The organism is Acidovorax sp. MR-S7 (genome assembly GCF_000400995.2).
In the GTDB taxonomy this organism is placed as follows: Bacteria; Pseudomonadota; Gammaproteobacteria; order Burkholderiales; family Burkholderiaceae_C; genus MR-S7.
Map to the genome: position 1 here is coordinate 53,458 of NZ_DF238891.1, position 18,006 is coordinate 71,463.

Annotated in this window: 17 protein-coding genes; 13 read left to right on the forward strand and 4 right to left on the reverse strand. The window is 62.0% G+C overall.

Going from position 1 to position 18,006, the window contains the following annotated elements; all coding sequences use genetic code 11:
- Nucleotides 1-62: 62 nt before the first annotated feature.
- The 13 genes from gspD (at nt 63) to AVS7_RS00330 (ending at nt 13,903) form a co-directional block, all read left to right on the forward strand.
- Entirely contained in the window at nt 63-2,447 is a 2,385-nt protein-coding gene (gene gspD / locus AVS7_RS00270) for a type II secretion system secretin GspD (RefSeq protein ID WP_024000697.1), read from the forward strand.
- A 30-nt stretch (nt 2,448-2,477) separates the two neighbouring features.
- On the forward strand, nt 2,478-2,897 hold the full coding sequence (locus AVS7_RS00275) for a hypothetical protein (protein ID WP_020226496.1): 420 nt from the start codon (nt 2,478-2,480) through the stop codon (nt 2,895-2,897).
- A gap of 199 nt (nt 2,898-3,096) precedes the next feature.
- Nucleotides 3,097-4,083 (forward strand): hypothetical protein, encoded by a 987-nt coding sequence (locus tag AVS7_RS00280; protein WP_024000698.1) that lies wholly within the window; start codon nt 3,097-3,099, stop codon nt 4,081-4,083.
- A gap of 71 nt (nt 4,084-4,154) precedes the next feature.
- On the forward strand, nt 4,155-5,372 hold the full coding sequence (locus AVS7_RS00285) for a VCBS repeat-containing protein (RefSeq protein ID WP_144425023.1): 1,218 nt from the start codon (nt 4,155-4,157) through the stop codon (nt 5,370-5,372).
- 10 nt (nt 5,373-5,382) lie between these two features.
- Nucleotides 5,383-6,276, forward strand: coding sequence for a peptidylprolyl isomerase (locus AVS7_RS00290; protein ID WP_024000700.1), 894 nt, complete (start codon nt 5,383-5,385; stop codon nt 6,274-6,276).
- A 199-nt stretch (nt 6,277-6,475) separates the two neighbouring features.
- Nucleotides 6,476-7,456, forward strand: a complete 981-nt coding sequence (locus AVS7_RS00295) for a glycosyltransferase family 2 protein (RefSeq protein WP_024000701.1) — start codon at nt 6,476-6,478, stop codon at nt 7,454-7,456.
- Between the two features lie 30 nt (nt 7,457-7,486).
- Nucleotides 7,487-8,677: a glycosyltransferase family 4 protein gene (locus AVS7_RS00300; protein ID WP_234449950.1), complete on the forward strand. Its 1,191-nt coding sequence runs from the start codon at nt 7,487-7,489 to the stop codon at nt 8,675-8,677.
- Complete coding sequence (locus AVS7_RS00305) at nt 8,674-9,489, forward strand: ABC transporter permease (RefSeq protein ID WP_024000702.1); 816 nt, start codon at nt 8,674-8,676, stop codon at nt 9,487-9,489. The genes AVS7_RS00300 and AVS7_RS00305 overlap by 4 nt, the downstream gene beginning before the upstream one ends.
- Nucleotides 9,489-10,715: an ABC transporter ATP-binding protein gene (locus AVS7_RS00310; RefSeq protein ID WP_020226504.1), complete on the forward strand. Its 1,227-nt coding sequence runs from the start codon at nt 9,489-9,491 to the stop codon at nt 10,713-10,715. Before AVS7_RS00305 ends, AVS7_RS00310 begins: the two co-directional genes overlap by 1 nt.
- On the forward strand, nt 10,712-11,605 hold the full coding sequence (locus AVS7_RS00315; RefSeq protein ID WP_020226505.1) for a lysophospholipid acyltransferase family protein: 894 nt from the start codon (nt 10,712-10,714) through the stop codon (nt 11,603-11,605). The genes AVS7_RS00310 and AVS7_RS00315 overlap by 4 nt, the downstream gene beginning before the upstream one ends.
- Nucleotides 11,602-12,600 (forward strand): bifunctional 2-polyprenyl-6-hydroxyphenol methylase/3-demethylubiquinol 3-O-methyltransferase UbiG, encoded by a 999-nt coding sequence (locus AVS7_RS00320; protein ID WP_020226506.1) that lies wholly within the window; start codon nt 11,602-11,604, stop codon nt 12,598-12,600. The genes AVS7_RS00315 and AVS7_RS00320 overlap by 4 nt, the downstream gene beginning before the upstream one ends.
- Nucleotides 12,601-12,612: 12 nt before the next feature.
- Nucleotides 12,613-13,233, forward strand: a complete 621-nt coding sequence (locus tag AVS7_RS00325; protein WP_024000703.1) for a DapH/DapD/GlmU-related protein — start codon at nt 12,613-12,615, stop codon at nt 13,231-13,233.
- 4 nt (nt 13,234-13,237) lie between these two features.
- On the forward strand, nt 13,238-13,903 hold the full coding sequence (locus AVS7_RS00330) for a lytic transglycosylase domain-containing protein (RefSeq protein WP_020226508.1): 666 nt from the start codon (nt 13,238-13,240) through the stop codon (nt 13,901-13,903).
- Nucleotides 13,904-13,976: 73 nt separating this feature from the next.
- Here the strand turns inward: AVS7_RS00330 and AVS7_RS00335 are convergent, their stop codons facing one another.
- From AVS7_RS00335 to AVS7_RS00350, 4 genes are read right to left on the reverse strand one after another with little or no spacing between them, the layout of a single operon-like run.
- Nucleotides 13,977-15,842: a hypothetical protein gene (locus AVS7_RS00335; RefSeq protein WP_024000705.1), complete on the reverse strand. Its 1,866-nt coding sequence runs from the start codon at nt 15,840-15,842 to the stop codon at nt 13,977-13,979.
- Entirely contained in the window at nt 15,817-16,809 is a 993-nt protein-coding gene (locus AVS7_RS00340) for a glycosyltransferase family 2 protein (protein ID WP_020226510.1), read from the reverse strand. The genes AVS7_RS00335 and AVS7_RS00340 overlap by 26 nt, the downstream gene beginning before the upstream one ends.
- Nucleotides 16,810-16,820: 11 nt before the next feature.
- Nucleotides 16,821-17,159 (reverse strand): multidrug efflux SMR transporter, encoded by a 339-nt coding sequence (locus AVS7_RS00345; RefSeq protein ID WP_020226511.1) that lies wholly within the window; start codon nt 17,157-17,159, stop codon nt 16,821-16,823.
- Nucleotides 17,156-17,881, reverse strand: coding sequence for a class I SAM-dependent methyltransferase (locus tag AVS7_RS00350; protein WP_159402776.1), 726 nt, complete (start codon nt 17,879-17,881; stop codon nt 17,156-17,158). The genes AVS7_RS00345 and AVS7_RS00350 overlap by 4 nt, the downstream gene beginning before the upstream one ends.
- Nucleotides 17,882-18,006 lie beyond the last annotated feature (125 nt).

The window sequence follows — 18,006 nt, forward strand, 5'->3', positions numbered from 1 at the left end:
TGCGGTATGCAGCACCAATATATTGGAGTGACATCTCTATGAATATCAGGCCATCCATCCTCATGCTGGCATTGCTCGCAGTAGGTTGTGCCAGCACGAATGGCGTGCCCTCCGCAAATGAAGCCGTCCAGGCTCCACCGCAGGTGGTCTCCCTGCCGCCTGTCGCGCCGGTGCCTGCAGTCGCACCCCAACCCGTCGCGCAGTCTGGCGCACCGCAGGCGCAGGCAGAGCCTGTACCGACGACCAAGGCGCACCTGTTCCCGGGCAACGACAACCAGTTCAAGCCCGACCTCAAGCCCAAGGCCGATCCCATGCTTGCGCGTGGAGACAAGGTGTCTCTGAACTTCGAGAACATCTCTGTCGCCAATCTTGCTGAGGCACTGTTGGGTGACTTGCTCAAGCTCAACTACACCATCGATGCGGGTGGTGATGCAGTGGTCAGTTTGCACACCCGCCAGCCCTTGCCGCGCAGCCAGGTACTGGAAGTACTCGACGCCGTGTTGCTGCCGCACGACCTTGTCATTAACCGAGACAATGCAGGGGTCTACCACGTCACCAAGCGGTCGGTCACGGTGGGTACTCGCCCCATCGTGGGGGCGGCCAGTGTCAAGGATCTAGCAGGGTCGGGCACGGTCATCGTGCCGCTCAACCACATCGCCGCAGCAGAGATGGCCAAGATCCTGGCGCCCCTGGCATCGCGCGAAGCGATCACTTACGTTGACAGCATCCGCAACCTGCTTGTCCTCCAAGGTAGCAAGTCGCAGATCAGCGGGTGGTTGGAGATGGTGGAGGCCTTCGATGTGGACTTCCTCGCGGGCATGTCGCTGGGTGTATTTGTGCTGGAAAACGCCAACGTCAGTGTCGTGAACGAAGCCCTGCAAGCCATGCTGGGCAGCGATGGCGCTGGGTCTTCACCATTTGGCGGTAGCGGCAGTCAGGTGGCGCCGAGGGCGGGCGGGTCTTCCGCTCCTCGTCCCGGGGTGGCCGGTGCAGCAGGTGCCACACCGGCTGCCAGCAGCGCAGCAGTCACTTCGGCATCCACGGGTCCCTTGTCCGGCCTGATCCGCCTGTTCCCCGTGGAGCGGCTCAATGCGCTCGTCGTCGTCACGCCGCGCAGCCACATCCTCCAGCAGGTCGAGACCTGGATCCGCCGCCTCGACCGGCCCACCGATGGTCTGGAGCACAGCCTGTTTGTCTATCCTGTGCAAAACGGCTCGGCCATCAAGATGGCCGAGATGCTCAACGGCCTTTTCGGTGGTGGCGGTGCGGGCGGCGGGGCTGGTGTGGCAACGGGCTCGGCTCCCGCGCAGTTTGGCGCTGCGCGCAGCGGTGGCCTTCTCGGCAGCGGCCAGCAGACTTCTGCCGGTAACCAGTCGGGCGGTGGATTCGGCTCGCTGAGTACCCTGGGGGCAGGGACGGGCAACAACGCCACGGCTGCACCGGCAACGGCCGCCAGCACCCTTGAGGGCAACGTCCGCATCGTGGCGGATGCGTCGCGCAACGCGCTCATGATCCGTGCGCCGCGCGCCGAATACCGGCGCATCGAACGGGCCCTGCGCGAACTCGACCGGGCGCCCGCCCAGGTGCTCATCGAAGCTAGCATCGTCGAAGTCACCCTCAGTGGAAACTTGAAGTACGGTGTCGAGTGGTTCATAGAAAATCACATGAGCCGTGACCGCACTGGTCAAGGCTTGTTGCTGAACAGGGACAATAGTTCGGGCAACATTGCTACCAAGCAACCCGGCTTTTCCTACACCATCCTCAACAAGGCAGGAGCCGTGCGCGCCACGCTCAATGCCCTGGCGGCCAGTTCGCAGCTCAAGGTTCTGTCCAGCCCTTCCGTGCTTGTACTGGACAATCACAGTGCCAGCATCATGGTGGGCAAGCAGCAGCCCATCCGGACGTCCACCACCATTGCCAGCAGTGGCGGTTTTGCTACTGAGAACATCACCTACAAGGATACGGGCGTGATGCTCAACGTCACGCCATCGGTGAACGCCAGCGGCCTCATTACCCTGGATATTCAGCAGCAAGTCACGGACGTGGGTGAAGTGGACACTGCTACTAATCAGCGTGCTTTCCTCGCGCGGCAGATCCAGACCCGCGTGGCTGTGCGCTCGGGTGATCCCATCGTTTTGGGAGGGGTCATCAGCGAAAACGAAACTGCTGGCAATAGCGGCGTGCCGGGCCTGCGCAACATTCCTCTTCTGGGTGCGCTGTTCTCCACCTCTGAGAACACTAATGCCCGTACTGAACTGCTAGTCATGCTGACCCCACGCGTGCTCGAAGACGACGATGCGCTGCGTTCGGTCAGCGCCGAAATGCGCGACCGCTTGCGTGGGCTGACTCTGCAAACCAACCTTACCCCGCTGCCGCAGTTGGATAGCACCAGACCCGGGTCCGAATCCCCGGGGGCGGGTGCGGTTATTCCGCTGGCAGCTCCCTGATATTTTCCTCGCCCCAGGAGAAACCACATCATGAAAATGACTCAATTGCTCCGCCGCTCCGTATTGCCTGCTATCGTGCTCTGCACGCTGGGGCTCGCGGGTTGTGCCTCCACTCCAGATAGCAGTACCAGCCGGGAAGAGTTGCTGCAGCGCGCCGCCGCCTATTGGAATGCTGTCAAGACAAACGACATGGTCGCAGCCTGGGCGTATGAAGAAGTATCGAAAAAGCCTGGCTGGACACTGCAGGCCTACCTCAAGCGTGGCGGCATCGTCTATGAGGAAGTGCAGGTGCTGGGCGTGGAGGAAATCGAGGGGAACAACGCCAAGTTGAACCTCAAAATGACCTACTCAGTGCCTGTGGTGCGCATCAAAGGCATGCAGGTCAATAGGCAGGACGAGTGGGTCCGGATAGAGGGGCAGTGGTACCACGCCTATCGGCCCTCTTTCTGACAGGAGAAGCGTCGAAAAAGCAGGCTATCCTGTTGTTGTGGCATTGCAACGCAACGAAGAAAAAAAAACGCGATGTTTGGTCTTGGTTGAAAACAGGGGCACCATGGGCTAACATCGCTTACAGCCCAAACGGTTAACGGGTGGGTTGCAAGCCCGCAAGGGTGGGAAGCTTCCTTCTTTTTTTCTAAGGATTTGTAATATGAAAAAATTTGCTCTGGCAGCCGTTGCGGCAGCAGCAGCCCTGACCGGTGGCGTTGCTAGCGCCTATACGGTTGGTACGTTCAGCAACGGTTTCGTTGTGCCCAATGTGATCGACGAAGGCAATGGCAAGACCACTGCAATCGGTATCATCAACCGCACCAACTCCGTGGTGCCGGTGTTCTGGGTGTTCCACGACGAGAACTCTGGTCACGTGACCGATGGTTGCTTCCCCCTGACCGCCAACCAGTACAAGGGTCTGGGCTGGAACCAAGAGAACGAAGGCGGTGAAACCGACCTGCGCGGCGCCAATGTGGTTGGCAAGCGTGGCTACATGGTGTTCGCTGCAGGTGCTTCGACGGGCTCTACGACGGCCGCTACCGCTTGTAAGGCTCCGGGCGCTGCAGTCATCAACAACGCCGCTCTGCTGTCGGCTAACGCCTTCCAGCTGGATCCCGCCAACAGCGATGTGGCTGTGACGCCTGTGATCGATGGTCCTCTGGGTATTGGCGCTTCGGTAGACCTGACCTCGCTGGACGCTACCAGCCTGACGAGCGTCGGTGGCGCTGCTACCATTGCGTCGAATCTGCGCATTGCCGCTCGCTATGCCAACCACGCTCCTACGTCCTCGACGTCCCGCGTCACTGTGTGGTCCACTGGTAATCACAAGGGTACGCACACGGTGAACGTGTTCGACACGAAGCAGAACCGTCGTTCGACCAACTTCGAGCTGAAGAACGCCGAGCTGGACTTCTATGATCCCGCCGAAATGACTGGTCTGCCGACCAGCCACACCGACGGCTTCATCCTGTGGAGCCCTGGCGTGCTGCCTGCAAATGCCCCGACGGCTACTAGCGGCGCCGATGTGCCGCTGGCTAACACCACGGGCACGGGCTCCGTGTTTGTGTACAGCACGATCAGCATCGGTTCTTTCGGCGCTGTTCAGACGCTGCTGGGCGCGCACCAGAACGGTCCTCTGAACCCCTAATTGGGGATTGCAAGTACGGGGCTGATCCTGCTCCGTGCTTGTTTTTTCCAGGACGGTGTAAGCCGGCTTGAATGCAAATAGCGCCTTTAGGCGCTATTTGTTTTTTGTGGAACTCTTCTTTGTTCATGGTTCAAATCTGTGAATACGCTCTCTGGGGGATAGGCATGGGCTGGATTCGCAATCTGCGCAGCGGTGCGGTGGTGATGGCGGTGGTGTTGCTGGCGGCTTGCCAAGCGACGGGCAAGGGTTCGTTGCCGGGTGTGGCGGGGCAGGAGCGGATTGTGAAGGTGGATCGCCTGAGTCTGGAGGTGCCTGATGCCTGGGGTGGTGAGGTGCGCTGTGCCGCTGCCATGGGTTGCCGGCTGGTGGTTGTGGAGCATGAAACCAGCATGCTGGTGTTGATCCAATTAGGGCCAGGGCGCAGTGCGCGCGTGCTGGATAAGCAGAAACTGGCGTATCACCCGGATGGGGCCGCATGGCTGTCTGATGATCTGGTAGTGGCGGCGGTAGAGGCTTCTCAGAGCCTGGATGTCTATCGTGTTGAAGAAGGGCATCTTCGCCGAGTGGAGCAAATTGTGGTGGGTATTCCGCCCAGGGATGTGATGGTGGCGAGTGCTGGGCAGGGACGCTACCGCTTGCTTGCAACCCCCTATAGCGGCAAGACCGTTGTGTGGGTGGACTACGTGCCCGGGGAACCGACGGCTACCCGCATCAACAGGCGTGAATGGTGCGAGGGGCCTTGGCATCCTGAGCGTTTACCGCGAGCACCGGGTGCTCCTGCAGGGGGCGTGGCGGTGGCGTGTCTAGATGACCAGAAAGTGGTTTTCGTCGATGACGATGATTTGCTGGGTGAGCCGCGCACTTTGATGCGGGTGCCGGGGCAGTACCGCATCGTGTCGCGGCAGGCCAAGGTATCGCCCTCGGGGCGCTGGCTGTATGTGGCGCTGGAAACCGGGGAACGCAATATCCGTGTTGATATGGACAGCGGAGAGCTCCAGTGGCTGAATTTGCCACGGATTGGGGCTGTGTCAGTGGTAGCGCTGAAGGATGATTTGGTCGTGTGGGGAGATGACTTGGATCTGTATTTCCAGCGCTTCGGTCCGCAGGGCGAGGTGCTGGAGACGCGATGGTTGCCGGTAGGCGGATTTGCCACCGAGTTGCAGCTACAGGATGTCGACGGAGATGGCCAGGAAGACCTGGTGGTGCTGCATTCGGGCTCTCTTCCTGAGAAGAAAACAGGGGTTGAAGTGATTTACGGGCCTTTGTGGGAACGAGCAGAAGTTCGCTGATCTAAGAAGCATGAGCAGCATGAAGCAAATGAAGTGTTTGGCCGCCGCAGCGGCGTGCATGGTGGTGGCTATTGCCTCTCTTGCAGGAGAGAAGGTTGGCGCACAGGAGGGCAAGGCTTTGGTGCGCATCATGGCGAATGGTGAGGTGATCAGCCGGCAGGACTTCTCGGGCTACGTGACGAGTCGTGCAGACTTGCGTCCCCTGGTTCGCAATTCCTACGGGGCAGAGGAGGTCGTACGCGAAATGGCACTGACGCGCGTGCTAAACCTAGAGGGGGAGCGTTTGGGGGTCGTGCGTTTGAGTGGCGAAGTTGCAAATAAGCGCTTTGACGACGTGTACGGCCTGGCCGTGATGGAGCGGCAGGCGCCGGCATGCGTGCGTCCGGCAGATGAAGCGGAGGCGCGCCGCTATTTCGACGAGCATCCTCAGGCTTTCGTGATTCCGCCTTCGGTACGCGTGCTGCGCGTCATGTTGCCTGTAAAGCAGCAGATAGATGGGCAGCCCATGATGGATTGGCTCCAGACGCAGGCGCAAGCGGTTTCGGACGGCAAGATCAAGTTCGATGACATCGTTAGGCGAGCGCAAGCCGACTATGTGCTGGAGACGCAAGGGGATCTGGGCTGGATTCGACTGGAGGGCAACAACAACGACATCGTGAGTGCCTTGCGCACGGCTACGGTGGGAAATATGCTGGGGCCCGTGCAGGACGGTGAATTTGGCTATTTGTTTTTGATGGTGAACCGGCGGGACCAGCGGCAGCTTGTCTGGGAGGAGGCCAAGTCCTTTGCCGCCACCCGCGCATACGAGTATTGCCGCAGCACCGGACAAGAAAAGGTTCGCAACGAGTTGTTCAAGAAGTACGGAGTGGAGATCGACCGTGAGGCGATTCGGGAGGCCATGTAGCAAGCGAGCCAAAGAGGTTGGCTCTTCTTTGCTCTCTATATAGGAGCTGCCTGTGCTCCCATGATGTGCTTCTGTTTTTGGGGCATGCTGCGAAGATGGGATTCTCGTTAAAATCGCCGGTTTGTTTGTTCCGAGCCGCCTGCTTGCCGAACGCGCCTTCGCGGGCTAGGCGTTCCTTGCGCGGGCTATTCCACGTTGCATGCCTCCCAAAATACGCGCTTCCGTTTTAATTCCCGTCAAGAATGGCGGCGCTTTGTTGGGTGAGGTGCTGGATGCTGTGCTGAGCCAGCAGGCTCCTTGGCCTTTTGAAGTGATCGTGGTGGACTCGGGTTCGCGTGATGGCTCGGTGGAACTCGCGCGCCAGCGAGGGGTGCGGGTGCATTGCATCTCCCCAGCCGATTTTGGTCATGGACGCACACGGAACTTGGCGGCGTCCCTGTCTTCGGGAGAGTTTCTGGTATTCATCACACAAGATGCCAAGCCGGCCGATGTGCACTGGCTGCGCAATCTCGTGGATGGTTGTGATGCGGCGCCCGACGTGGCGGGGGCATTCGGCCCGCATCGCGCCCATATCGAAGCACGGCATGTGACGCACCGCGAACTGGATGCGCATTTCGCGGGCTTTGGCGCTGACCTTTCCATTGTGCGGCTGGAAGACAGGGCGCGCTTTGCGACAGACCCGGGATATCGCCAGTGGCTGCATTTTTTCTCCAACAACAATTCCTGCATCCGCCGCACAGTCTGGGAAAAACTGCCCTTCCCCGACGTGGCGTTTGCCGAAGACCAGACTTGGGCGCTGCGCGCGGTGGAGGCCGGCTATGGCAAAGCCTTTGTCCCGAATGCGGTGGTATTCCACTCGCACGACTTTGGCGTGTGGGAAACTCTGCAGCGCAATTTTGATGAGGCGCGCTCGTTTCAGCGATATTTTGGTTACCGTCTGCAAAGCCAGCCAATGCGCGCCTTGGTGTCGGGGCTGGGCCTGGCGCGGCGTGACTGGGGCTGGCTGCGTAGTGCAGGGGTGAGCGGCTGGCGTTTGTTCAAAAATGGAATTTATATGGCGTTGATCGAGTGCGCGCGCACTACGGGCCAATACCTAGGCACGCGCCATGACAGTTTGCCTGGCTGGCTGTTGCGCACTGTGTCGCGGGATGAGCGCTTGCAGCGTGCAGGGGGAGCCTGAATGGGGTTGCTTATGCATAGGGCGCGGCAGGTGGCCGCGCTGTTGAAGCGCGATGGGGCATGGGGTGCTTTGCAAGCCATTTGGCGCCGGCTGCGTTACGGCCCGGCCCAGCCGCAGTATGTTGATGTTTTTGGTCATTATGATTTCGCTCTGCCTCATGTCATCCCGCCTATGCCGGGGCAGCCCGAGCCCGGTACATTGTTATGGTTCATTCCCGATTTCAACATCGGTTCGGGCGGGCACACCACCATTTTCCGCACGATCTGGCATCTGGAGCAAAAGGGATACCAATCGAGCATCGTGATCTGCAAGCCGGTCATGCACCAGGATGCACAGGAGGCGCGTGCAGAAATTCGGGAACATTTCTTCCCGCTGCAGGCGCGGGTGTATCTGGGTTTTGCCGGGTTGCCGCCTTGCGAGTTCGCCCTGGCCACCGGCTGGGACACGGCCTACAGCGTACGCGCCTTCGCGGGCGCGAAGCACAAGCTGTACTTCGTACAGGACTTTGAGCCGTATTTTTACGCCATGGGCAGCGAGCATGTGCTGGCGGAGAATACCTACAGGTTCGGCTTTTTCGGCATCACGGCTGGTGATTGGCTGGCCGACAAGCTGGCACGGGACTATGGCATGGTCACCCATGCCGTACGGTTCGGCGTGGAGCAGGAGCGCTACCGCCGCCGGCCGCGCCGCGAGCCGCACATCCGCCGCGTGTTTTTCTATGCCCGGCCACCTACGCAGCGCCGCGCGTTCGAGTTGGGGCTGCTGGTGCTCAATGCAGTGTGGCAGCGGTTGCCGGACACGCATTTCATCATGGCGGGATGGGACACGTCGAATTACCGCATTCCATTCCCGCACCTGTCGTGTGGCACGGTGACGCCGGATGAGTTGGCCGACGTGTTCAGCCAGTGTGACGTGGCGCTGGTGTTGTCGTTGACCAATGCTTCGCTGATGCCGCCGGAATTGATGGCCTGTGGCTGCACGGTGGTATCCAATCGGGGTCTCAACGTGGAATGGCTGTTGAGCGAGGACGTGGCCGTACTGACCGATGCAACACCTGAAGCCATGACGGACGCTGTGTGCGGGCTGTTGCAGGACGACGCTCGGCGCAGTGCCTTGAGTGCGCGCGGCGAAGCCTATGCGCGTGACCTGCACTGGGCTGATATGGCCGACCAATTCGAAGCCGGGTTGCAGAAGGTGCGCGCCGGCAGCACGCTGTCATGACTTCTGCGTCACATTCCCCCGCGCAGGAGACTGTGCGCCAGCCGCGCCAGTTGTGGGTGCTATGGCGTTATTGGATGGTGCGTGAGCTGAAGACGCGCTATGCAGGTTCGGTGCTGGGGCTCGCCTGGGCTTTCGTGCAGCCGCTGGCTACGCTGGCCATTTTCTACGTGCTGTTCGGCATGGTGTTGGCAGTCCGTGTGCCGGGCCTGGACGTGGATCATGGCTACCTGCTGCATTTGCTGGCGGGGCTGGCGGTGTGGCTGCCCTTTACCGATGCGTTTGGCCGGGGAATAGGCAGCTTGGCGGCGTATGAGGATTTTTTGCGGAAACAGCCGATGCCGGCAGAGATTCTGCCCGCAGTGGCGGTGGGCGGCAGCCTGTTAATGATGGCGATTGGCTATGCGCTGCTGCTGGTGGTGTGCCTGAGCCAGGGCGTGGCGCTGCGCGCCACATGGGCCTGGCTACCCGTGCTGGTGGTGATGCAGATGGCGCTGACCTATGGTTTGACGCTGATGTTCAGCATGGCACATTTCCTGTGGCGCGACGTGGGCTCGATGATGTCCTTTGCGCTGCAACTGTGGTTTTACCTGACGCCCGTCGTTTATCCGCTGGCCCAGGTGCCCGAGAAGTTCCATGGCTGGTACTTGCTCAACCCGCTGGCCTGTCTGGTGCTGTGCGTCGAATGGGCCTTGCTGGGCATGCCGATGCCGGGGAGTACGCCCTATGCCTTGCTGGCCTGGACGGTGATCCTGGGCGGCGGCGGGTGGTGGTTCTTCCGGTCGATGAAGTCGGCTTTGGGCGAGGCGCTGTAATGAGCATCCGGTTCAACGGCATAGAAAAGCGCTATGCGGTGTATGCCCGCCCGCAGGATCGGCTGTGGGAGTGGCTTTCCGGGCGGCAGCGCCACCGCGTGCACATAGCGCTGACGGGCGTTGATTTCGACGTCAAGCCGGGGGAGACCTTTGGCCTGATCGGTGAGAACGGAGCCGGCAAGAGCACGCTGCTCAAGATTGCCGCCGGCACCATCCGGCCATCCACCGGCGCGGTGGAACGGGTGGGGCGCGTGGCCGCGCTGCTGGAACTGGGAGCGGGCTTCCATCCTGAGGAGTCGGGCAGCGACAACATTCGCTTTATGGCGGCGCTGCACGGGCTGGAGGGCGAGGCGATGGACGTGTTCATCGCCCATGCCACGGACTTTTCGGAACTGGATGCCGACACGTTGGCGCGGCCGGTGAAGACCTATTCGTCGGGCATGTTCATGCGACTGGCTTTCGCGGCCGCCACGGCGATCGAGCCGGACGTGCTGATCGTCGATGAAGCCTTGTCCGTGGGGGATCTACATTTCCAGAAGAAGAGCCTGGATCGCATCTTGCGCCTGCGCGAGCGCGGGGCCACGGTGCTGTTTTGCTCGCACAACCTGTACCAGGTGCGCAGCCTTTGCCAGCGCGCGGCGTGGATCCATGGGGGACGCGTGCAGGCGATCGGGGCGACGGAAGATGTGGTCACCGCCTATGAGGCCCACGAGCGGCGGCGATATGCCCATTTGCGCCTGGAAAACGCGGAAAAGCAGAAACGGCAGGAAGCAGCACAGGAAAAGCCGGTGGCCAAGCCGTCGATGGCGGCGTTGGCCAAGATCGTGTGCCTGACGACCGAGACGGCCGATGGAATCAATCCTGCCCAGGTGGATTCGTTCCAGGATTTTCTTCTCGATATTGAAATCGAGTCATACAGCGATGAGCCATTCCACGTCATGTTTGCCATTGTGCGGCCGGACAAGGACAACGTGTTTGGCTCCAGCACCCAGTTTCGCGCCCAGGGAGAACCGCTGCGGGGCATGGGCACGCACAGGATCCGGGTGCGCTTTCCGAAGCTGCCGCTGCTCTCTGGCGAATACCTGTGGAGCGCCTACGTGCTCGATGACTCGGGTTTTCAGGTCATCGACATGGCGGAACTGATCCAGCCTTTCACAGTGCTCAACGAGAAGTACCGGGAGTTTGGCGTGACCTGGCTCGAACATGATTGGGTGCTGGTGGAATGACGCGCGACTGGCTGCTGGACTGGGTGTTTCCGTCGCTGGCGCATATTCCAACGACATTGCCTTGGTGGCTGGCCGCGAAAATCGGGCGTGAGCGTGGCGCTGAGCGCCGCCATCTGCTGCGCTGGCTAGAGTCGCGCTTCGCGCAGATCTTTCCGCAGGCATCGTCTTCAGACCATGCCCACTGGGCCCGTGCGCATCTGGACATGCTGGCGCAGGAGATGATGGATGCCATGGCGTTCCACCGGCTGGGCAGGCCGGGCGGGCCTTCCATCGACGTGGCGGGGCTCGGGCACGTACAGCGATTGCGCGAGCAGGGCCAGGGCTTCATTCTGGTGCTCAACCACTTCGACCGGCAATTGGCCGCGCCGGTGGCCTTGGCGCAGCAGGGGATTCACACCCACGTGCTGACCATGCCGGTGTTGGACAATCCGGAGCTTGATGACGCCCATCGCCGCTTTCTGCTGCGCAAGGTCCGGGGCTATGCCGAAGTCACCGGGGGAAACTGGCGCACCACGAACGAAGGCTTGGCTCCGGTCCTGGAAGGCCTGCGGGCGGGGCAGGGGTGGGTGATCTGGGCTGATGCCTGGCAGCCGGGGTTCAAGCGCTTGAGGCAGCATCCGTTTCTCGGCGGGCGCTTGACCCTGACCACGGGAATCGAGCGCATGGCCCGATTCACCAATGTTCCGCTGCTGTACGCAGCGACATACTCCGGCGGTTTCGGCCGTTTGCGCGTCGCCGTCGAGCCGCTGCCGCCGGAGCCGCAGCTGGCGATCGATGCGGTCGTCGCGCGGCTGGAGCGCGATGTCAGGGAGCGGCCCTGGGCATGGTGGTGCTGGGGCCAGTGGGACCAGATGTGGTCGCCGCCGACTGAAGGGGGAGAACTCGCTTGAGCAACATTGAACGCTATGACTATGCCTTTGACCCCGAGGGCGAGGATTGGGCGGCGCGGTTGATCCGGCAACTGCCACCTCCGGGCGCGGTGCTGGAACTGGGGCCGGGCCCCGGCGCCATGACCAAGGTGCTGGTGGAGCGCGGCTACCAGGTGACAGCCGTCGAAAATGACCCGCAGGCCCTGGAGGCGTTGCAGTCCCTGGGCGTGCAGGTGATTGAGGGCGATCTCGAGCGCGCCGATTGGCTGTCCGAACTGGCGGGCAGGCGCTTCCATGCGATCTTGGCATGCGATGTCCTGGAGCATCTGCACCAGCCGGAGGCGCTGTTGCAGAACCTGGCCGGCTGCCTTGAGCCATCGGGGCGGCTGGTCGTCTCGGTTCCCAATATCGCGTATGCGGGCGTGGTCGCTGCCTTGCGCAACGGGGTCTTCGACTATGCCGACAAGGGGCAGCTTGACCGCACGCACGTCCGCTTCCTCACCAAGCGCAGCGCAGAGAAGATGCTGCTGGACGCTGGCTGGGTGCCGCGCTACTGGGGTGCCAACCGCATTCCGGTGACGCGCAGCGAATTCGCCTGGTGCTGGAATGGGCTGACGGACGGGTTGCGCCAGGAGTTGCAGTGCAACTGGCCCGATTTCGACGTGTACCAGTGGATGGTAGTGGCCACCCCGTCGCACGATGGTCATGTGGCTGAAGCGGCGCATGAGCGCTTCAAGGCCGAAAGGCTGCGGCACGAATTGCATGCCCTCAAGGCCGTGCATGACCAGGAGCATGCCTCGCTGCTGGAGCACCAGAAGGCATTCGCCGAGGCCAAGGTGATCATCGCCCGGCTGGAGGCGCAGCAGGCTTCCCTGCAGTCGGCGATGGACGCGGCCAGCGAAGCATCCGCGGCAGAAAAACGCACTCTGCAAACGGATCTGGAGCAACTGCGCGCCGAGGTGTCGGCCAGTCAGTCGCGGTGGTGGCTGCTGCGCCGCCTGCTGGGGCGGCGATAGGACGGGCGACACATGTTGCTGGGCGTTCCTGAGGTAACCGCTTCCCATCCCGGCGTTGACAGCCTGGGCCGGGACTGCCGGATAGACACGTCCGTTTCCGTGATGCGATTCGGCCGCCGCACGGGGGTGCTGAGTCTTGCGGACGAGGTGAGCTTGTACGTGAATACGCGGCTCGTTCTGGGCGACGTGGACATTGACCCTTGCGTGCGCCTGCATATCGGCGCGCGCACCATCGTCAATGCTGGCGGTTATCTGTCTGGCGAAGGAGGGCTGGAGATTGGCGCTGACGTGTTGATCGGGCCCCACGTGAAACTGCTGTCCGCCGGGCATGCCATCGACGAAGGCGACGTGATCATCGCGCGCAACCGCATCACCCGCGGGCAGATCGTCATCGAAGACGGCGCCTGGATTGGCGCTGGCGCCGTGGTGCTCGAAGGCGTGCGCATCGGCCGGGGCGCCGTGGTCGCCGCAGGCGCGGTGGTGCGTCAGGACGTGCCGGCGGGCATGGTGGTGGCGGGCATTCCCGCTAGAGCGATCCGCTCCCGCCGGGTGGCCGGTTTCGCCCCGGTGGCTGACGGCAGCGGCGGTCTGTGGCTGCGGTGGTGCCGTTGGTGGAATGCACGGCGAGGTTGACGGCATGGCGAGATCTTTCATACGGGCGGCGGCGCTGTGGCTGTCGCTGCTCTGCGCGGGACCTGTCTTTGCGGACGGCAAGGCGATCTGGGAATTCGTGGATGGCGAGGGGGTAGTGCACATAGGCAATGCCGTTCCTCCTGCGCAGCGCGGCGTCATCTGGCTGCACCAAGTGCCGATGGCGCGCGGTGCTGTGGTCGGGCAGGGTGCCGCCAGCCCGAAGCCCTTGAGCAAAATGGTGGGCTTCGAACAGGTCAAGCCGCATCTGGAATCGGCGGCGCTGTCCGAGTCGCTCGATCCGATGCTCGTCATGGCTGTCGCCGCGGCCGAGTCCGCCTTCAATGCGGACGCGGTTTCCCACAAGGGCGCCTTGGGGCTGATGCAGATCATGCCGGCCACGGCGGCGCGCTACGGCGTGGCGGCAGGCGCGTCGCCCGATGGTCGGCACGCCGTCATGGAGCCCCGGATCAATGCCCAGGTCGGCAGCCGCTACCTGGCGGATCTGCTGCGCCTGTTCGACGGAGACAAGGAGCTGGCCGTTGCTGCTTACAACGCGGGTGAGGGGGCGGTCATCAAGCACGGTCGGCGCATCCCTCCCTATCCGGAAACGCAGAAATATGTCGAGAAGGTGATGCGCCTCTACAAGACCTGGTCCGACCCGCTGCCTTGAAAAGAAGGCGCAAGAGAAAATAGGCAATTGCGCCTATACATAAAGGGTTTTTGCTATAAAATTTATAGCTCTCCTAGGGCGCTGCAGTGCGGGCAATGGCCGATACGTCGCAGTGCATGGGCTCCCCGAGCGAGGACAGAGCGACAGCTGGTGCGCTGCCATGCGGGGAGAGGAGCCATTCCAGGTCGTAGTAGTAAAGGCTCAGATACCTGTGGCGTTCGGTGATCATGGGCCGGGCGATGCTTGCGCCCTCCAGGCGCCAGTAGCCGGGCTGGTGCGCAGGCAACTCCTCGCTGCATCGCAGGGCCAGGCGCAGGAGGATGTCCGCGGCACCGGGCGGCATGGTGACCTGCAGGCCATGCTCCAGATGGGCTGGCAGGTAGGTCATGTAGTTGAACCTCTGCTGCGATAGCAGGGTGGCCGTGCGTTTCCCATTGAGGGCGATGTCCAGTGCCTGCGGCGCATAGACCGCTGAATCTCCGGCCACGGCGATGGCCTCGATGCCCTTGGTGAAATCAAAGCGCAGGCGGTCTTGCGCGGTGGCAATGAAATACCGGGGCGCCGGTGGCTGGGTGATGGCCGCAGTTGTGCAGGCCGGCTCGAAATAGCGGCTGGTGGCCTCCCGCATCGCCATCGGCGCCAGCCCTGCGACCTGATCCTGGCAGATGCGGCGGGTGTCCAGAATCTTGCGCACGGCGGTCAGATGCCTGTAGGTGTAGGACGGAACGACGATGTCCGAGGGCGGCGCCTGCGGGAAAAACATGGTGGATATCGGCCAGTCCATCTTTCCCAGGCGATCCATGCCCCGGTAAAGAATGGCGTGCGACGAGAGCGCGATGGCAAAGACGGCGCCTGCGAGGGCGCGCAACCCGAGGCGGGGGATTTTCAGCAGGTCACAGAACCGACTCCAGCCATAGGCGGCGGCCACGGCTAGCCAGGGGTGGATGACATCGAGGTGCCAGAACCCTCCCTGGTGCAGAAATGCCATCGAGACGATCAGCCAGATGGCCAGGGTGGCCAATATCCAGCGGACGGTGCGCTCGGCCCATCCCAGCACGCAGCACAAGCCGAGGCCGGCCAGCATGACAGCCAGGCCCGCGGCGGCGAGGGTGTCGAGCGGCTCCATGGCCGGCTGGATTCCAGTGACAAGGCTGTAGGGCATCAGGAGCGCGTCGCGCCACTTCGCCAGATCCAGGAAATTGGCAAGCCAGCCGTGACCGGGCTGCTGCAAGGCCGCCGCTGGCGCGCCGGTGGCCGCCAGCCGGGCCCATGCGCCGGACTTGACGAGCCAGACCGCCGTCGCTGCGGTGGCGATGGCGACCGAGGCCAGGGTGCGCTTGTCCGCGAGGATGCGGCGGTGGAACAGCACGTACAGGGTCAGACCCGCCAGCAGAGGCGCAGCTGAAGGGTGGATCTGCACCAGCAGGAAAAAGACCAGCGGCAGGGCAAACCAGCCAGCTTTCTCCTGGCTGGCAGAGCGGATGTACAGGCCCAGCAGGACGTTGCTGAACGTGATGATGAGTGCTGGCGCCCAGGCGCTGTGGGCATAGATGGACGGAAAAAGAGGCAGCGCCAGGGTGGCATAGACTAGGCCACAGTGTGGGCCGAAGGCCTGGCTCGTCTGGCGCCACAAATAGAGGGCCGACAGAAGAAACAGGATGCCAAAGGCAATGAAAACGCTGGCGTCGCTGTCCTTGAGCAGCAGCGGCAGCGCCAGCAGGTAATAGAACCCGGGCGGCAGCGTAATGCGCTCTCCGAACATGGGCGGGCTGTTGACGGGCCACTCGTGCGCGTGGACGAGCCGGCGCGCGACTTCCATGTCGCGGATCTGATCCGGGCCGTGGAAGGTGACGTCGAAGAAGTAAATCTGCAGGCCTCCCAGCACCGCGATCATCAGCGGCGCCAGAAGGAGATCAACGGGCGTCTTGTTCTTTGCCATAGGGGCTGTGGCCGTCCAAGTGGGCTACGGGCGGTGTTTCCTGCTGGACCATTTCCTTGATGAGATAGGGCGGGCGGCGCTTGGCTTCTATGTAGATCCTGCCGATGTATTCGCCAAGAATGCCGAGCCCTATCAGCTGCACGCCGCCAAAGATCACCATGGCCGTCAGCAGCGTCACATACCCTGGGGTTTGTATGCCGTACATCAGCGCTCGGACGATGATGAGGGCGGAGTACAGCAGCCCGACCAGTAAAACGCCGGTTCCAATGTAGGTCCAGACTCGAAGGGGTGCGGTGCTGAAACTGGTGATGCCTTCGAGCGCCAAGTTCCAGGAGCGCCATTTGTTGAAGGATGACTTGCCGCCAAAGCGCTCCTCGACCTCGTATTCGACGAATTGCGGCGCATATCCCACCCAGGCGAACATGCCTTTCATGAACCGGCAGTTCTCGGGCATGCTCCGGAGGTGATCGGCCACTTTCCTGTCGATCAGCCTGAAATCGCCGACGTTCTCGGGCAGCTTGACATCGGAAATTCGGTTGTGAAGCCGGTAGAAGATGCTGGCGAGAAAACGGTATGCCTTGGTGTCTGTGTCCCGGGATATCCTGCGGCCCAGCACCACTTCGGCGCCGTGCTCCCAGGCGTGGATGAAGTCGTCGATGACTTCGGGCGGGTGCTGCAGATCGGCATCGATGAAGATCACGGCGTCGCCGCCGGCATGGTTCAGCCCGGCGGTGAGTGCTGCCTCCTTGCCGAAATTCCGGGTGAAATTGATGCCTTTCACCCATTTCTGTTGCTTTGACAGTTTTTCGATGGCCGGGAAAGTGCCATCCGAGCTGCCATCATTCACCAAGATCAGCTGGAATGCGTATTGGTCGTGCCGGGCCAGGACTTTCGAAAGCCTGTCGAAGAACGGCCCGATGTTCTCCTCTTCGTTGAAGCAGGGGGTAACGATTGCAATCTTCTTCATGCGCAGCCGCTCTATTTCGAAAGAAGAAATATGCCAGCGATGATGGTGGCGGTGCCGATGATTTTCTGCAGGGATAGGCTTTCTCCGAAATACACCGTCCCGATCAGGAGTACGCCGATGATGGACAGGCCTGTGTACAGGGGATAGAGCGTGGACAGATCGAAATACCGCAGGAGAAAGGCATAGCTGAAGAAAACTCCGCCGTAGAGCACCAGGGCGGCGCCGGTGCGCGCAATCCAGTCGATCCTGAGCGGCGGATGGCTGGCGGCAGAGCGCAGGAGCGCATGGGCCAGCGTGAGCGCCGCGGCAAGCAGCAGCGCGGAAAAGACCAGCTTGAGCGTCTGGCTCATGGGGCAGCGGTCTGCATGGCCGGGGTGATGGCGATGGCCCAGTCGCCCCCCCGGAGTTCATGGCGCACTTGGTGGGGCTGCAGCAGCCGGAGCAGGGGTTCGATGTGCGGATAGAAGTTCAAGTGCTCGTCGAGCGTGTAGAAGTAGTAGCGCTGCCGCGGCAGGACGATGAACAGTTGCCGCCTCGTGATGCGCAGCAGCTCCTTGATAGAGGCTTCGACGTCGAGCAGGTGTTCAACGACGTGGGTGCAGGTCACGACGTCGAATTCGTGATCCGCGAAGGGCAGCAATGGGAGCATGCCCTCATGGAATTCAAAATGCGTCGATTCGCCGGTGACGGCGACTACGTCAACGCCCGCGAGCCTGCGCCATGCACGCTCCCCGCTGAGCCGGGAGAGCAGATAGCCGTTGCCCGTGCCGACGTCGAGCAGGCTCGTGCCGCTGGTGTGGCGCAGCTGCTCTGTGATGAAGCGCACCGAGGCTTCGTTGAGATCGCTTATGCGCCTGCGGGATATCGAATTGCCCAGAGAGGCATAGAAATTCCTGTAATCCTCCGCTGTCATGGCGTATGCCCGGGACTTGAACTCCATGAAGGGCCGGACCGCAAAGGTGCCATAGGCCATCACGAAGAAGGGCCACATGAACCAGCGGCTGTCGCGAATGGCGGGTGGCACCAGTTCATCCATGACGTAGCGTACTTTTTCGGTTATTTCTCTCTTCATTGGTCGGCTTCCCTGGCGAGGCCGGTGTGTTGACCAGCGGCCTTCGCGGTGCATTGTCCCAGCAATCGCCCTGGTGCCCGGCTGCGGCATGCGGAGGGAGGACAAAGCATGCCCCAGTTAGTTGC

Excerpts from the sequence above, each read along its gene's own strand:
- gspD (WP_024000697.1), top strand. The coding sequence starts at position 63 with ATGCTGGCATTGCTCGCAGTAGGTTGTGCCAGCACGAATGGCGTGCCC.
- AVS7_RS00275 (WP_020226496.1), top strand. The coding sequence starts at position 2,478 with ATGAAAATGACTCAATTGCTCCGCCGCTCCGTATTGCCTGCTATCGTG.
- AVS7_RS00280 (WP_024000698.1), top strand. The coding sequence starts at position 3,097 with ATGAAAAAATTTGCTCTGGCAGCCGTTGCGGCAGCAGCAGCCCTGACC.
- AVS7_RS00285 (WP_144425023.1), top strand. The coding sequence starts at position 4,155 with ATGCAAATAGCGCCTTTAGGCGCTATTTGTTTTTTGTGGAACTCTTCT.
- AVS7_RS00290 (WP_024000700.1), top strand. The coding sequence starts at position 5,383 with ATGAGCAGCATGAAGCAAATGAAGTGTTTGGCCGCCGCAGCGGCGTGC.
- AVS7_RS00295 (WP_024000701.1), top strand. The coding sequence starts at position 6,476 with ATGCCTCCCAAAATACGCGCTTCCGTTTTAATTCCCGTCAAGAATGGC.
- AVS7_RS00305 (WP_024000702.1), top strand. The coding sequence starts at position 8,674 with ATGACTTCTGCGTCACATTCCCCCGCGCAGGAGACTGTGCGCCAGCCG.
- AVS7_RS00310 (WP_020226504.1), top strand. The coding sequence starts at position 9,489 with ATGAGCATCCGGTTCAACGGCATAGAAAAGCGCTATGCGGTGTATGCC.
- AVS7_RS00315 (WP_020226505.1), top strand. The coding sequence starts at position 10,712 with ATGACGCGCGACTGGCTGCTGGACTGGGTGTTTCCGTCGCTGGCGCAT.
- AVS7_RS00325 (WP_024000703.1), top strand. The coding sequence starts at position 12,613 with ATGTTGCTGGGCGTTCCTGAGGTAACCGCTTCCCATCCCGGCGTTGAC.
- AVS7_RS00330 (WP_020226508.1), top strand. The coding sequence starts at position 13,238 with ATGGCGAGATCTTTCATACGGGCGGCGGCGCTGTGGCTGTCGCTGCTC.
- AVS7_RS00335 (WP_024000705.1), bottom strand. The coding sequence starts at position 15,842 with ATGGCAAAGAACAAGACGCCCGTTGATCTCCTTCTGGCGCCGCTGATG.
- AVS7_RS00340 (WP_020226510.1), bottom strand. The coding sequence starts at position 16,809 with ATGAAGAAGATTGCAATCGTTACCCCCTGCTTCAACGAAGAGGAGAAC.
- AVS7_RS00345 (WP_020226511.1), bottom strand. The coding sequence starts at position 17,159 with ATGAGCCAGACGCTCAAGCTGGTCTTTTCCGCGCTGCTGCTTGCCGCG.
- AVS7_RS00350 (WP_159402776.1), bottom strand. The coding sequence starts at position 17,881 with ATGAAGAGAGAAATAACCGAAAAAGTACGCTACGTCATGGATGAACTG.